The sequence below is a fragment of the Marinicella pacifica genome, from assembly GCF_014636635.1.
Lineage (GTDB): Bacteria > Pseudomonadota > Gammaproteobacteria > Xanthomonadales > Marinicellaceae > Marinicella > Marinicella pacifica.
This window is the reverse complement of sequence record NZ_BMEO01000013.1, coordinates 48,449-62,178: the sequence shown is the minus strand read 5'-3', so window position 1 is coordinate 62,178 and position 13,730 is coordinate 48,449. Positions and strand designations below refer to the sequence as shown.

10 protein-coding genes and 1 riboswitch are annotated in these 13,730 nt (G+C 46.6%); of the genes, 3 read left to right on the top strand and 7 right to left on the bottom strand.

Features of this window, described 5'->3' with window-relative positions; genetic code table 11:
- Nucleotides 1–117: helix-turn-helix domain-containing protein (locus IEV16_RS11815; protein WP_188365921.1), on the top strand; the 117-nt coding region annotated here is incomplete at its 5' end.
- 345 nt (nt 118–462) lie between these two features.
- On the top strand, nt 463–3,852 hold the full coding sequence (locus tag IEV16_RS11810) for a S8 family serine peptidase (protein WP_188365920.1): 3,390 nt from the start codon (nt 463–465) through the stop codon (nt 3,850–3,852).
- Between the two features lie 97 nt (nt 3,853–3,949).
- Here the strand turns inward: IEV16_RS11810 and IEV16_RS11805 are convergent, their stop codons facing one another.
- The 7 genes from IEV16_RS11805 to IEV16_RS11775 form a co-directional block, all read right to left on the bottom strand.
- Nucleotides 3,950–5,341, bottom strand: a complete 1,392-nt coding sequence (locus tag IEV16_RS11805) for a Na+/H+ antiporter NhaC family protein (RefSeq protein WP_188365919.1) — start codon at nt 5,339–5,341, stop codon at nt 3,950–3,952.
- A 103-nt stretch (nt 5,342–5,444) separates the two neighbouring features.
- Nucleotides 5,445–7,370 carry a TonB-dependent receptor plug domain-containing protein gene (locus IEV16_RS11800; protein WP_188365918.1) on the bottom strand — a complete coding sequence of 642 codons (1,926 nt, stop codon included), beginning with the start codon at nt 7,368–7,370 and terminating at the stop codon, nt 5,445–5,447.
- A gap of 35 nt (nt 7,371–7,405) precedes the next feature.
- Nucleotides 7,406–7,646, bottom strand: a riboswitch (cobalamin riboswitch).
- 116 nt (nt 7,647–7,762) lie between these two features.
- Nucleotides 7,763–8,173 (bottom strand): META domain-containing protein, encoded by a 411-nt coding sequence (locus IEV16_RS11795; RefSeq protein ID WP_188365917.1) that lies wholly within the window; start codon nt 8,171–8,173, stop codon nt 7,763–7,765.
- A 308-nt stretch (nt 8,174–8,481) separates the two neighbouring features.
- Entirely contained in the window at nt 8,482–9,663 is a 1,182-nt protein-coding gene (locus tag IEV16_RS11790) for a tetratricopeptide repeat protein (protein WP_188365916.1), read from the bottom strand.
- 39 nt (nt 9,664–9,702) lie between these two features.
- Nucleotides 9,703–10,041: a P-II family nitrogen regulator gene (locus IEV16_RS11785; RefSeq protein ID WP_188365924.1), complete on the bottom strand. Its 339-nt coding sequence runs from the start codon at nt 10,039–10,041 to the stop codon at nt 9,703–9,705.
- 16 nt (nt 10,042–10,057) lie between these two features.
- Nucleotides 10,058–10,720, bottom strand: a complete 663-nt coding sequence (locus tag IEV16_RS11780) for an SDR family oxidoreductase (RefSeq protein ID WP_188365915.1) — start codon at nt 10,718–10,720, stop codon at nt 10,058–10,060.
- Between the two features lie 315 nt (nt 10,721–11,035).
- A complete protein-coding gene (locus IEV16_RS11775; RefSeq protein WP_188365914.1) occupies nt 11,036–12,379 on the bottom strand; it encodes a PAS domain-containing sensor histidine kinase family protein in 1,344 nt (447 codons plus the stop codon).
- A 102-nt stretch (nt 12,380–12,481) separates the two neighbouring features.
- Between IEV16_RS11775 and IEV16_RS11770 the strand changes: the two genes are divergently transcribed.
- Entirely contained in the window at nt 12,482–13,711 is a 1,230-nt protein-coding gene (locus IEV16_RS11770; RefSeq protein WP_188365913.1) for a putative porin, read from the top strand.
- Nucleotides 13,712–13,730: the final 19 nt, after the last annotated feature.

The following is a 13,730-nucleotide window of genomic DNA, read 5'->3' as shown; positions in this document are numbered from 1 at the left end:
CACATTCAACGGGTGCTGCAGGAACACAACGGCAACATCAGCCAAACCGCCAAAGCCCTGAATATGCACCGCCGGACTTTACAAAGAAAACTGAAAAAGAAACCGGTTCAGGAATAACACCACCCTTTACAAGCAGAACATAAAATGACATTTACAATGAAGAAGAAATGTCCTTGGGGCGGAAGTGGCCGCTTACTCACGATTTACCTGGCCTAACCGGCTCGTGCTGCTCAGCAGCTCTCCTGCGCTGCCCATGTAATAAGCCTTATATTTTTGTATATGTCGTGCCTTGTACAACGTTCTTGCGTTATTAAAAAAAGCAGGCGATGATTGCAAATAGAATGAAAATAAATTAAAACAAATCTTTTTTAGGGTTTGCTGCCAAATTTTTAGCTAAAAAAACCGTTGACAGTGAACGATATTCATCAGGTATAAACCAAACACGTTAAAAAGAGGACTTCCATGAAACCAACACTTAAACCCCTGGCTGCGGCCATCATATTGGCCACCTCAGGCACCGCTCTGGCAACCACGCAAGCAATCAACAGCCACCAGCCTTCTACCGCATCCATGCGACAGGCGATTGAGGATAACAAGTTAATTCTGGCCACCGGCGCTTTTGATCCCACTGCAGAACGTCTGAATTTTAGTGCCATGGGCTTAAGTGATACCGCATCAGATCGATATGGCATCGTTCAATTTAACCAAGGGCATGCGAGTGCGGACTGGTTAAAATCCCGGGGTTTTAAGGTATTAAATTATTTGCCGGCCAATGCCTATTTAGTGAATTGGCAAGATGTTGACCGCAATGTATTAGGTCAAAATAGTGATATACGTTGGCACGGACCTTTTCAAAGTGGTTTTAAAATTTCACCCAGTCTCTGGTCCGTCAACCGGCCGGCTTTGAGTCATTTTGATGTAACCATTCAGGCTTTTAGCGATTATCCCCGTGCGCATTTACGGGCATTGATACAAAAAATGACACCCTCAGTGCAATTCATTCAATCCAATATCCCACAAGAAGATAACCGATTAGCGGTGCGTTTGCCCGCCCAAAATCTGGATGCGGCACTCAGTCAACTGGCTTCAGCTGAAGGCATTCAATGGATTAATCTGTATTACCCCGAACGTCTGATGAACCAACATGCGGTACCCGCGATTCAGGACACCAGTGCAAATTTAAACGACCAAACGCTATTTGATAAGGGTCTTTACGGCAGTGGTCAAATTGTGGCGGTGGCGGATTCCGGTTTAGATCGCAATGAAGACTGGTTTGTGCATTTGGATAAAGGAGCCGGCGTTTCAACGGCGCTCACCGATGCACAAAACACGGCGCCACCTCTGGTGGGCACCGTTTACCCCAACAACAAAGTACTGGCTTATTGGGTGATGCCCGGCGCCACCAGTTACGATCATGCATGGGCCGGTTATCACGGCACCCATGTGTCCGGCTCTGTGGCCGGTGATAAACAAGTCGGTGGTTCGGTATCTAACCCGAACCAGTCAGGATATGACACGGATGACGGCATGGCGCCTAATGCCCAGATATTATTTCAGGATTTGGGTGGTAATTCAGGTTTATCCGGTATTGGCTCGTCACCGATGTGGCAACAGGCTTATGAGGCCGGAGCACGCATCCACAGTAACAGTTATGGGGCTTCCACTTATGGTGAATACATCAGCTCAGACGCGAATTTAGACCGGTCATTGCGGGATTTAGACGATATGATTATTGTGATGGCGGCGGGTAACGATGATGGCACCAATAACAGCACCAGTTCACCGGGAAATGCCAAAAATGCCTTAACCGTGGGTGCACTGGGTCATGGCAACAGTTCCAGCGTGGCCGGATTTTCTAACCGGGGATTGACCGATGACGGGCGCTTAAAACCGGATATTTCCACCACCGGTTCCAGTATCACATCGGCCAGCGGTGACAGCAATAACAATAACACCATCGACAATCCAAGCACTAAAAACATGAGCGGCACATCCATGGCCACCCCGATAACCGCCGGTGGACTGGCTTTATTGCGCCAGTATTTTACCGATGGATTTTACCCGACCGGAGTTAAAAACAGTGCCGATGTCTTGATTCCCAGCGGGCAATTGATGAAAGCCATGATTCTTAACGGTACCAATGTGGATGCCGGTTTTAACTACCGGCACACCGGTTGGGGCCGACCTTGGCTGGCCAATACTTTGTATTTTAACGGTGACAGTCGCCGCATAAAGTTCTGGGATGTGACCCATGAAAATGGACTGAAAACAGGCGAAAGTATGACCTTTAACGTGGATGTTTTATCCGGACAGGAATTTCGTGCCACCTTAACCTGGTACGATTTAGCCGGCCCCACCGGTTCTGGTGTCACCCTGGTGAATGACCTGAACTTAACCGTGGCGGCCCCGAATGGCACTTATTTGGGTAATGTCATGAACTCGGGCATTTCTGCAGAATCCCAAATGGGCGGTTCGGCCGATAGCATCAACACCGTTGAGCAGGTGCGGATAACCGCACCACAATCAGGCACTTATCAGTTGACTGTTTCCGGCGGTAACATCCCGGGGGATGGCAGTTTTGGAACCAATCGGCAAGGTTTTGCTTTGGCGGTTGGCGGAGACTTAGGCAGCTTGACACCACAGCCACTGGGAAATCCCGGCAGCTTAACCGCCACTGATCAGGGCTTGAGTGGTGTTGATTTGAATTGGGCGGCTGCCAGTCATGCTGATTATTATGAATTGTATCGTGCCAACGGTACCTGTCTGAGTATCGAGCCGGGCAGTATGCGATACCTGGGGCAAAGTGCCACCAACAGTTACACTGATTTAAGCACAGTGGGCGGCTACAACTATGCTTATCAGGTGCGCGCTTTTAACAGTGATTATGAAAGTGCACTCAGCAATTGTGTGGATGTAAGTTCAACCCAAATTTGTGACATTCCACCCCAGTTTAATGGCGGTCAAGTCGCATTAAACAATCAAGCCAATAACACCTGTGGACTGACTATGACTTGGCCTGCTGCCAGCAGTCATTGTCCGGCGGATCCGGATATCCAGTATAAAATTTACCGAGACATACAGCATAATTTTATCGCAAACGGTTCAACGCTGTTAACCACGGTGCCTTCGGGTACGCAGTTCACAGACTTTTCTGTGGTAGATGGCCAACCTTATTATTACCGCATAAAAGCCGTTAATGGCAGCAATGAATCCGATTTATCAACTGAACTGGCCGGCACCGCCTTTGGTCAGCCATCTGCCGTGGTGGGTACCATCAATGATGATGTCGATAACAGCCTTTTAATGAATCTATCCGGCACCTGGTCAGTCAGTAATGAACGTTCATTTAATGGTAATTTAAGCTATCGCAGTACTTTTGAAGGGGCCAATACCTACACATCCAACACCTGCGCACGTATGCATTCACCGCTTATCTCTGTTCCGAATGCAGGATCTCCTTCCATTGATTACCGGGCTTGGTATGAAATTGAAGCCAATTGGGATGGTGTGGTCGTAGAAATCTCAACTGATGGTGGTAACAGCTGGCAGGATTTACCCCCTGTGGGTGGTTATCCAAGTAATTTCAGCTCAACTCAGAATCCGCCAATTAACGGATGTGGTTATCCCACCACCCAAGGTGCTTTTGGTGGTGCATCAAGTGGATTTGACCCGGTTTCACATGATTTATCGGCATATGCCGGTCAAAATGTGCAAATCCGCTGGAGTATGTCAACAGATCCCGGGTATGAAGAAGAGGGTTTTTATATCGATGATATTCAGTACAACAATGTGCATACACCCAACACCTGTTCTGCTTTGGTGGATTTGATTTTCAAAGACGGGTTTGAATAAAAAGGTGTGTTCTTGGGACTTACACTTCCGCTCCCAGCTCACGCAGCACTCCTAAGCTGATTCCCTTACAAGGACTGATAAGTCTTTGTAAGGGCTTTTATGACTGCTTTGAGTGATCAGTGCGCATAATCGACCAACCCAAAACAGCAAACACAATGGCCGTTAACGGGTTGATTAAGTTGAGTAATGCATAGGGTGCAAACGCCAGAACATCAATATTCAATGTGGCCGCATAAAAAGCGCCGGCGGTGGTCCAGGGAATAAGTCCGGCCATTAAAGTCACACCCTCTTCTACGGTACGAGATAACACGGCTGAATCCAGTCCCCGGTTTCGATAAACTTTTTTAAACAATTGGCTGTTGAGGATAATGGCAATATAAGCCTCACCCAGTGAGGCCACCAGCATCAAACCGCTTAATAATGTGGTGCCGACCAAACCGCCCACCGATTTGATGCGCTCAATAAAGCCGCTGAATAAGCCGTGGATAAAGCCGGCACGTTGTAAAATTCCACCCATCGCAATGGCCAGTATGGCCAACAACAAAGTCCAGGCCATGCTGTATAAACCACCGCGTCCTAACAGTTGATTTAAGGATTCTAAAGAGGTCTCTGCAGGCTGATTGGACCACAAGGCTTGCGCCATCTGAGGCAAACTTTGTAGTTGCCAAAAAATGGCAACCACCGTCGCCGTTATGATTGCGGCCACCATGGCGAGTTCGGGCTCAAAGCGCCGGTAGCTAAAAAGAATCAGAGCTGCAATCGGTGCAACCGTTATCCAGGGGTTTAAATCGAATTGTTGAGCCAGTGCCTGTTGTAAATTTGCCACCTGCTGTAAACTGCTGTCATGAACCGGCAACTGCCAGCCGACAACAAAGAAGACAATCAACACCAGCACAAAAGTCGGCCCGGTGGTCATGGCCATAGATTTTATGTGGTCATATAAATCCGTGTCGGTGCTCATAGCCGCCAGATTGGTGGTGTCGGAAATGGGCGACATTTTATCGCCAAAAGTGGCACCGGACACCACCGAGCCGGCCACCCAATACAAAGGTAAACCCACCGTTTCGGCCATACCCATCAACACCACGCCCAAAGTACCGACGGTGCCCCAGGAAGTGCCGGTGATCACTGACATCAAAGCACACAATACAAAGCCAATCGGCAACATAAGAGCGGGCGTCAGCCAGTCCAGTCCGTAATAAATTAACATCGCGACCGTACCGCTTTTCATTAAAGCCGCAATCAGCAAACCGATAAGCAAGAAAATATATATGGCCGGTAAAGCGCGTGCAATGGCGCTGTTCATAAATTCCCGTTGACTGATGTACTGAAAGCCAATCAGGCGGGCATTCAAGCCGACCCACAGCAAAGCGAAGAACAGGGCCACCTGTAATAGATGATCCAAATAAAACATGCCGGCGGCGATAATCAGAAATACCCCGGTAAAAACCATGACAGCGTGACCGAAACGGACTGTTTTAGGTTGCATAGAAACCTCTTTTAGGGGTTTAGTTTACTTCAATCAGTTTAAGACGCCAATAAAAAACCACCGCTTAGCTGACAACAACGGTGGTCTCTCATAATGACAATACTTAAAAAAACTGGTGGTTTAGTCCAATATAAAAACCGGCGCCCGGACGGGCATAACCATACACTTCTTGGTAGTTTTCATCAAAAGCATTCTCGGCGCGTAAATAAGCCTGCGTTCTTTCGCTAAAGGCCCAACTGGCATTAAAGCTGACTGTGGTAAACCCGTCAAGATAAACTTTCTCAGTGACAAAAGTACTGGGTGAAAAGAAATTATCCAACTGACTGCTTTGGTGATGAATGGTGCTGTACAGTCGGCCGCGCTGTTGGGCAAAATCATAGTTTATGGTGAGACTGGTAATATGCGCCGGGCGTCGAACTTCTTTGTGGGACTGACCTTGGGCATCTTCTTCGGTGGCATCCGTGTAGGTGTAGTTGAAACGACTTGATAAATGTGTTGTCCACTGCCCGAGCCAACTGAATTCAAGACCCTGTCGCTCACTGTCATTCAGCTTATTTCGGGCGGTAAAAGCACCGGCATCCAAATCAAATACAAACCCATCAATCTCATCGGTTAAATCCTGATTAAAGTAAATAAAGGCGAGCTGATGATTGTGATAATCCATTTCATAGGCCAGTTCATAGGATCTGGATTGTTCGGGTTTCAGGTCCGGGTTACCGATAAATTGGGCCGGGAAATAGCCAAAGCGTTCAATAAATGAAGGGGCTTTGCTGCCGGTGCCAAAAGTGGCGCGAATTCTCTGTTGCTGACTCAGTTGATAGCGGCCGGCGAGCTGAAAATTGCTGACATCTTCAAACACACTAAAATCATCATGCCGGGCGGAGGCTTGCCAGTTGAATTGCTTATTGATTTGACCTTGCAATTCAATGGCAACACCAGTGACTTGATAGGATTGACTTTGATTGGGATCACCAAAATCAGTGGCAGTTCCGGCTTGGGTAAAATCAACCGAGCGGTGATCCATTAATATATTCAGACGATCTTTGGCCTGACTGCCAAGCCGCCATGAATTGAGCACTTTCACTTCATGGGTTTCTGCGGTGGTGCGGCTGTCGCGACCGTATAGCGAAAAATTTTCACTCTTGGTATCACTGTAATGGTAATCAAAGCGACTGGACCAGCGGCTGTTTTCGGGTTTTATTCGAAACTGTGCCATGGCGGTCGTTAAACCACGCTCTGTCCATAAATCTGCATCCACCGGTAAACCTGTGACCATAAAATCAGTGCCGTCATATTCATTCATGGCATCACTGTGAGAAAAACGCACACTGCTGCTGATTGCATCAGACCAGCTATTATCCAAACCAAATCGTGCCGTGAGGTTTTCAAAACCATCCTTTTCATCACCTTGCAGACTGATGTTACTACCACCGCTGTCGACACCGGTGATACCGCCGTGAAGCCCCCAATTGGATTGTGCATAACCACCTGAAACTGCGGCTTTCAGGCTGTTAAAACTGCCATACTCCAGTTCAGTTTGCAGGTTTTTTTCTTCGGTCTGTTTGGAAATAATATGAATCACTGCCGCCAAAGCATCGGTGCCCCACAGGGCACTTTGCGGACCACGGATAATTTCGATGCGTTCAATGTTATCCAGCAGCGCATAATTAAACAGAAATTCATCGTTACCGCCGGCATCATTTAAGCGCACACCATCGCGTAAAACCAAAACATGGTTGGCTTCGGCACCGCGGATACGTAACTGGGTCTGGGTGCCGATACCGCCTGACTGGTTGATGGCAAAGCCGGGAACGGAGCGCAATAAATCACTCAAATAAAGGCTGCCCGAAGCATCAATTTCATCACCATCAATGATGGTTAACGTGCCACCGTAATCAATCGCTTCCAGCGGTGTTAAACCGGCGGTCACCACCAGTGGCGTTAAGTTTTTTTCAGAAGATGTTGTGTCAGCAGACACAGTTAAAGATAAGCATGCAATGAGCACACCCAACAAATAGGAATAAGGCATTTTACGCGCTCCTGTTCCACCCGAACATGGGATTGAGTTAAAAGATCAAACAGGCCGGTCTCCGGACTCAAGGTGTGTCTTTATGACAATTTACCATGCCTTCCCATGAAATTTCACAGTGGCTTTTATGGCAAACGATATGAACGGCTCCGTCCATATCCACTTTTTACCGTTGCGGGGGCAGTGTTGGGATTGAAATACTCGGTTTGATTTCGCACCAACTTCCCGTTTTGCACATCACAATCGGATGCGCACACCTGTTCGGCTAAGTGGCTGTAGTGTAGTGAAAAGCCAATGCGCTGTCAATGTGCACATCCGGTCAACTGTCGGTTTACAGGAGAAAAACCGGACACCAAAGCATGTCCGAATTGGCGCTTATTAATTCAAATAACTTATTGGGCTTCAAAAACTGCCAACGGCGCACGGCGACCCACATTCAGGCTTAATTGACCGTTTTGCAGGCTGTAGTTGTCGGTTAATTCAAAAATCTCTAAAAAGGCCTGTTCATCAAAATCCACATCCGAACAGGCTTTTAAGGTCGATAACATCTGGGTAAACCGGATTCGCATGCCTTCTTCTATGTGGTAAGTGCCGTTAAAAGTATTACAACCACTAAATCCAGTGACCCGGTTGTTATCTTGGTGTAATTCAAAGAAAACGGGTCGCTGCTGATTGTTGACCATGCCAACCGCTTGTCCCTCCAGGGTTTTCAGTTGCCAGGTTTGAGCGACTATATCCGCAACGTTTGAGGGCGACTTGTTGTCTGCCACAGAATCCTTTTGTGTTTGTTTGTTGACCGACATGTCTCCATCATTCTGAGAAGATCAGGCCGCCACCGAAAGCGATGCCAAAAGTATCATCCAAAATTTACTGTGGAGTGCTGCTGAGCAGCACGACCCGCCGAGCCGGTTGGTGAGCGTAGCGAATCAGAGGCGAAGAGCGCGAAGTTATACGAAGTGTTCGCCGTGGCCGCTTTCACTTTTGTCGGGAACAAAAGTGAATGAAGTCCCAAGAACACACCTTTCATTGCTTTTAAATCTCTTATTAAAAACCTCAGGTTATCACAGCCAACATTAAGGTGACGTAAGATTTAAATTAATTCAGAATAATCTCAGGGGCGGTGCTTTTTTAAATAATTGTATTTGGCCTGATATAGGGCAGTTGTTGTCTGATCATGGCTGTTTAACATGGCTTGTTTCATGGCATCAAGCGCCTGCTCTGGCTGTCCCAGAAAAAAATAGGTTTTGGCCAGACCGGCATCGGGTTCATGGAGGTATGGGGCCTGTCGACGTGCTTTTTTGTAGTAATTTAAAGCCTGTTGATATTGACCATCATGTAAGGCCTGATCGGCGATATCTATCCACTTAAAAGGGTCCGGTTCATTATAATCGTTGATGATATCAGACACCTTGTTTGCTTCCACGTGGCGGTTTTTTTGGGTTAAATAACGGTGGTAATTGCTCAGCAGCTCCAACTGATTTTTAGTTAAAGACAAACCGTAAACAAAGACCTTTTGAGCATACAGATCATGGCCCTGATTTTGATAAAGCACCGCCAGTAAATTCAAAGCGATGGTATTTTCAGGATCCAACTGAAGGGCTTTTTTGAGGTTCCAGTAAGCATTTTTTAGTTGCTTTCGTATTAAAGACTCAGCCGCCACATTGCTGTAATACATGGCTTTAAAGGCCTCCTCGTTAACCCGTCTTAAGGTTCGTGAGCCGGCGGTAGAAAAATAATCAATCTTCAGTTTGAGCGGTTTGCTTGAATAAAAATGAGTGTGGGCGACATTCTTTTCATAGATAACCGTTTGAATGTGTTGTGAACTGAGTATGTAACCACTGTCACGCTGAAAAACCGGCGGGGTTCGAGCCAGTTCATAGTAAATACCGACATGGGTGGTTTCAGCCAGGGCGTGGGTTAACATGGCTAAGGACAGACAGTTGCCGGCATTTTGTGCTAAAGCCTGTTCCGCGGATAAAGTTCGGGTGTAGAAATTAAAGTTGCTTAAGCGCTCTTGTAAAAATTCATAAATAACCTCAATCTCGAGTTTTGATCGGTTCTTTGGCCGCCGCAATTCACGTTTAAAAATCTCTTTTTGTTCAGCAGACAATGAAAATACCGAGGCTTCTGATTCCACCGGAATTTCCGGTTGCATCAATTCATCGATAAACAGATCATTGATGTTATCCTGAGTGGTGACGTGATAAGTTCGGGTTGTGCCACATCCACTGAGCAGGCAAGCGATGCTCAGCAGTAGAATAAATGTTAACGATGTCTTGTTAATTGGTGCCATACTTTTATTATAACCTAAGACGGCGGTTTAAGGCGACAATCAAATGGCCTCTTCGCCGGTTTCACCGGTTCGGATTCGAATAACCTGTTCCAGATTCTGGATAAATATTTTGCCGTCACCGACTTTGTTGTTGCCTGCGGTTTGTAACAGGGTATCAACAATGGTCTCCACCTGATCATCGGGCGCGGCGATTTCAATTTTCAATTTTGGCAGAAAATCAATCACATATTCGGCACCGCGATACAGTTCAGTGTGGCCTTTTTGGCGGCCAAAACCTTTTACTTCCGTTACCGTGATACCCCGAATGCCGGCATCTTCCAGTGCATCACGCACATCATCTAATTTAAAAGGTTTGATTATGGCGGTTATCATTTTCATCATCGGGCTCCTGAAATTACCATGGCAGCAACGCACCGTCGGCATGCCAGAATCCGCCGCTGTTGTCGAGATTGAGTGCTTCCATACGTTGAATTAAACCAGCGGCCGCTTGCGGCGCATCCACATACCCCTGGTGATCGGTCATATCGGTTTTCACATACCCCGGGTGTAAAGCCGCCACCGAAATACCCCGGTCTTTAAGATCAACGGCCAGACTTTTGGCGGCCATATTGGCTGCTGCTTTGCTCATGCGATAACCGTAACTGCCACCTGAATCATTGTCTTCAATAGACCCCATGCGACTGGTCACAATACCAACTTTCGCATTATCTGCCAAAACCGGTAATAGTTTTTCAGTGACCCGCAAAGGCCCCATGGCATTCACCACAAATTGCTGCAGAACAGAGTCATAATCGATGTCACCCAATCGGTTGCGCTTTAAAATACCGGCATTGTTGATTAAATAATCAATTTCACGGCCTTCAATCTGGTGTAATAAGCGCTGTATATCATTGTCATCGGTGACGTCGATGTCGGCGATGACTTCGACATCCAGTGCCAACAATTGTTGGCTCGGGGTGCGGCAAACCGCCAGCACATGATGACCTTTCTCTTTCAATTGCCTGACCAGTTCCAGGCCGATGCCACGATTTCCGCCGGTGACTAAGGTGTTGTGCATGTTTAGCTCCAAATATTAATATAATTAAATGGGACCTCTGCACAAGTCGTGAATTAAGTAAAAACGTCTGAAATCCCGAATTTCCGCGTCAGCATAATTCATCTGGAATGAATTATTACGGAAGCCCCGCAGGGGTGAAGCGCATGGAAGCGCTGAATAAAACTTAGCAATAGCTATTGCTATTACTTACGTTTCCTTCCTTGAACTTCAGAATTTCAATCATTTTTACAATAACTCAGACTTATGCAGAGGTCTCAAATGTTACGAACTTATTTTAACAAAACAACCTAACTGCGAACAGGGCATAAGCATTGTTTAGCGATTGACAAGACTGCGATTCAACGGAAACAACATGGTAAAACAACTGCCCTTATCAGGTGCACTGTCGATGTGCAGTTCTGCACTGTGTTTTAAACCAATGTGCTTCACGATGGCCAGTCCAAGACCGGTGCTGCCCTGTTGTTGTCTGGCGGAATCGGCCACCCGGTAAAACCGTTCAGTCACATGGGGCAGGTGCTTGGCGGCTATTCCAGGCCCGTTGTCTTTTACTTGTAGGCAAGCCCGGCCGGAGCGGTCAAACCAGTGCAGTTCAATGTGGGTGCCCGGCGGGGTGTGCAGTACGGCATTGTGCAGTAAATTCAAGCACACGCCTGTGATTTCAGAGGCATTACCTTTAAGCCATAAAGTTGAATCAATTTGTGCACTAAAATGATGCTGTCTGGCATCCACGCCGTGGCGAACATCTCTGAATAAGCGATTTAATAACCCCGGCATGTCAATCTGTTCGTCTTCACCGGCCAGCACGCTGTCATGTTCAATCCGGGATAAGGTCAGCATATCGGCAATAATTTGTGACATCCGCTGACTTTGGCCGTAAGCCTGATCAACGGCCTGTTTTACTGACGGCACATCCTTGCTGTGATTTTGTAAAAATTCCAGATAACCGGTAATCACGGTCAATGGTGTCCTCAGTTCATGCGAGGCATTAGCCATAAAGTTTTTGCGCGATTTTTGCAGGGCTTCCATGGCACTGATGTCGTGTGCCAACAACAGGGTTCGGTAACGATTAACCGCAATCAAGCGAACCTTAATTAAGTGCTCAGGTGCGGTTGGTTGGGCCATTTTTAAGCCTTCTTTGGCCGCCTTGTCCGGGGTAAAAAGCCGTTCATCAAATAAACGCATGATTTTAGAATCAGCAAACACCTGCTGTAAGTTTTTGTTTACATCTGATTGCGACAACCCGAACATCTGCTCGGCTCGTTCATTCACATATTTAATCATCAGTGATTTATTCACCAGCACCGTGGCATACGGCAAAGCCTCCACCATAGTTCTGAATTGTTGAATGAGCTCTTTGTTATTATCATGAACCGCTTTGGCTTTTTGCCGCTCATGAACCAGGCGATTAACCGGCGCAACCAATATCCCAAACATGTTCGGCGGTTCTAATCGCTGCTCACTGTGCTGAAACCATCGATACAGCCGAATCAATCGGCTTAGCCACCAGGCCAAATAGATCAACAATACAGCACCCGCCACAAACCAAAACCAAACCCCAAACCAGAAGCCGCTTATAATGGCTGTCGTACATACAACAACCAGACCTGAAAAAATCCACTTCTCTTTCACTAAACCGCCAGTTTGTAATGTTTTTGTCATATTTGATAGATATTTTTAACAGTCCAATATTAGTCGATAATTATGACAAACCAAGGATAAATCTGAAAATTTTAAATTCATTGAAGAAATTGTGTTTTAGCCATGTTGAAAAAAAATATAGTTGCCATTTTTTTGGTTCTCGTATCAGGTTCATTATGGGCCGAAACGGATGCAGAAACTGAATTGCAACGCTTAAAAGCGGAACTTAAGGTATTAACCGCCCAAGTTAATCGTATAGAACAGCTTTTACAAGCAGAAAAGGGTGACAGAACCGACCGCTCCGAAGCCGGTTCTGATGACAGTTCCGATACCAGCTCACAGCGCGTTGATATGACGCAACCAAAACTGCGTTTTTCCGGTGATATGCGTGGTCGCCATGAGTATTCTGACAATCGCCTTAAACCCGACAGACAACGCACTCGTATTCGATTACGTCTGGCCGCTGAAGCCGATCTCAATGACTCAACCACTTTACACATGCGTTTCGCCACCGGTGGTGATAACCCAACTTCTACCAATTTTACCTTAGGTGATAGTTTTAGTCGTAAAGAATTCGGGCTTGATCGGGCTTATGCCTCACACCAATTTACTCAACAGCAACGGGTTTTTTTAGGCAAAATGAAAAACCCTTATAAAAGGGTCGGCGGTCATGGCATCCTGTTTGACAGTGATTTAAACCCCGAAGGTCTGGCCTGGCAGTATTCGGGATCTGCCTGGCAATCCACACTGGGTGCTTTTTATCTGGACGAACGCAGTGATGATGACAATATCATGTTGTATGCGGCTCAACTGGGTATTCAGCAGGCGTTTAGTGACAGCCATTTACAACTGGGTGTGGGTTATTACGATTATAATCATTTGCAAGGAGCAATGCCCATCTATCAAAATAAACAACTGGGCAATCGATTTGACAGCCACAACCGGTTAATCAATGACTTTAATATCGCAGAACTGTATGCACAGTATGATGTGAGTCATTTCCCCAAACCTTTGTCCTTTTTCACATCTTATCTCAATAACACCGCCGCAGATGATGAAAATGAAGCCTTTATGGCCGGTTTTAAATACGGCTCAAGCAAACAAGCCGGTGACTGGCAGCTGGGCTACAGTTATCAATACACCGAAGCCGATGCCGTTTATGCCTTGTTTAATGATTCTGATTTTGCCGATGGTTATACGGATGCCCGTGGTCACAGCTATCGGTTTGGTTATGGTCTGAACCGCAACCTATCTTTTTCATTGACCTGGCTGGATGCGGTCAGGAACATGCATCTGGGCAACGCCGCGGACTATGACAGTATAATGCTGGATCTCAGCTATGACTTTAAATAGTCGCACCCACAATTAGGTT

Coding starts and splice junctions, on each gene's coding strand:
- IEV16_RS11770 (WP_188365913.1), top strand. CDS start 12,482: ATGTTGAAAAAAAATATAGTTGCCATTTTTTTGGTTCTCGTATCAGGT.
- IEV16_RS11785 (WP_188365924.1), bottom strand. CDS start 10,041: ATGAAAATGATAACCGCCATAATCAAACCTTTTAAATTAGATGATGTG.
- IEV16_RS11775 (WP_188365914.1), bottom strand. CDS start 12,379: ATGACAAAAACATTACAAACTGGCGGTTTAGTGAAAGAGAAGTGGATT.
- IEV16_RS11805 (WP_188365919.1), bottom strand. CDS start 5,341: ATGCAACCTAAAACAGTCCGTTTCGGTCACGCTGTCATGGTTTTTACC.
- IEV16_RS11780 (WP_188365915.1), bottom strand. CDS start 10,720: ATGCACAACACCTTAGTCACCGGCGGAAATCGTGGCATCGGCCTGGAA.
- IEV16_RS11810 (WP_188365920.1), top strand. CDS start 463: ATGAAACCAACACTTAAACCCCTGGCTGCGGCCATCATATTGGCCACC.
- IEV16_RS11790 (WP_188365916.1), bottom strand. CDS start 9,663: ATGGCACCAATTAACAAGACATCGTTAACATTTATTCTACTGCTGAGC.
- IEV16_RS11800 (WP_188365918.1), bottom strand. CDS start 7,370: ATGCCTTATTCCTATTTGTTGGGTGTGCTCATTGCATGCTTATCTTTA.
- IEV16_RS11795 (WP_188365917.1), bottom strand. CDS start 8,173: ATGTCGGTCAACAAACAAACACAAAAGGATTCTGTGGCAGACAACAAG.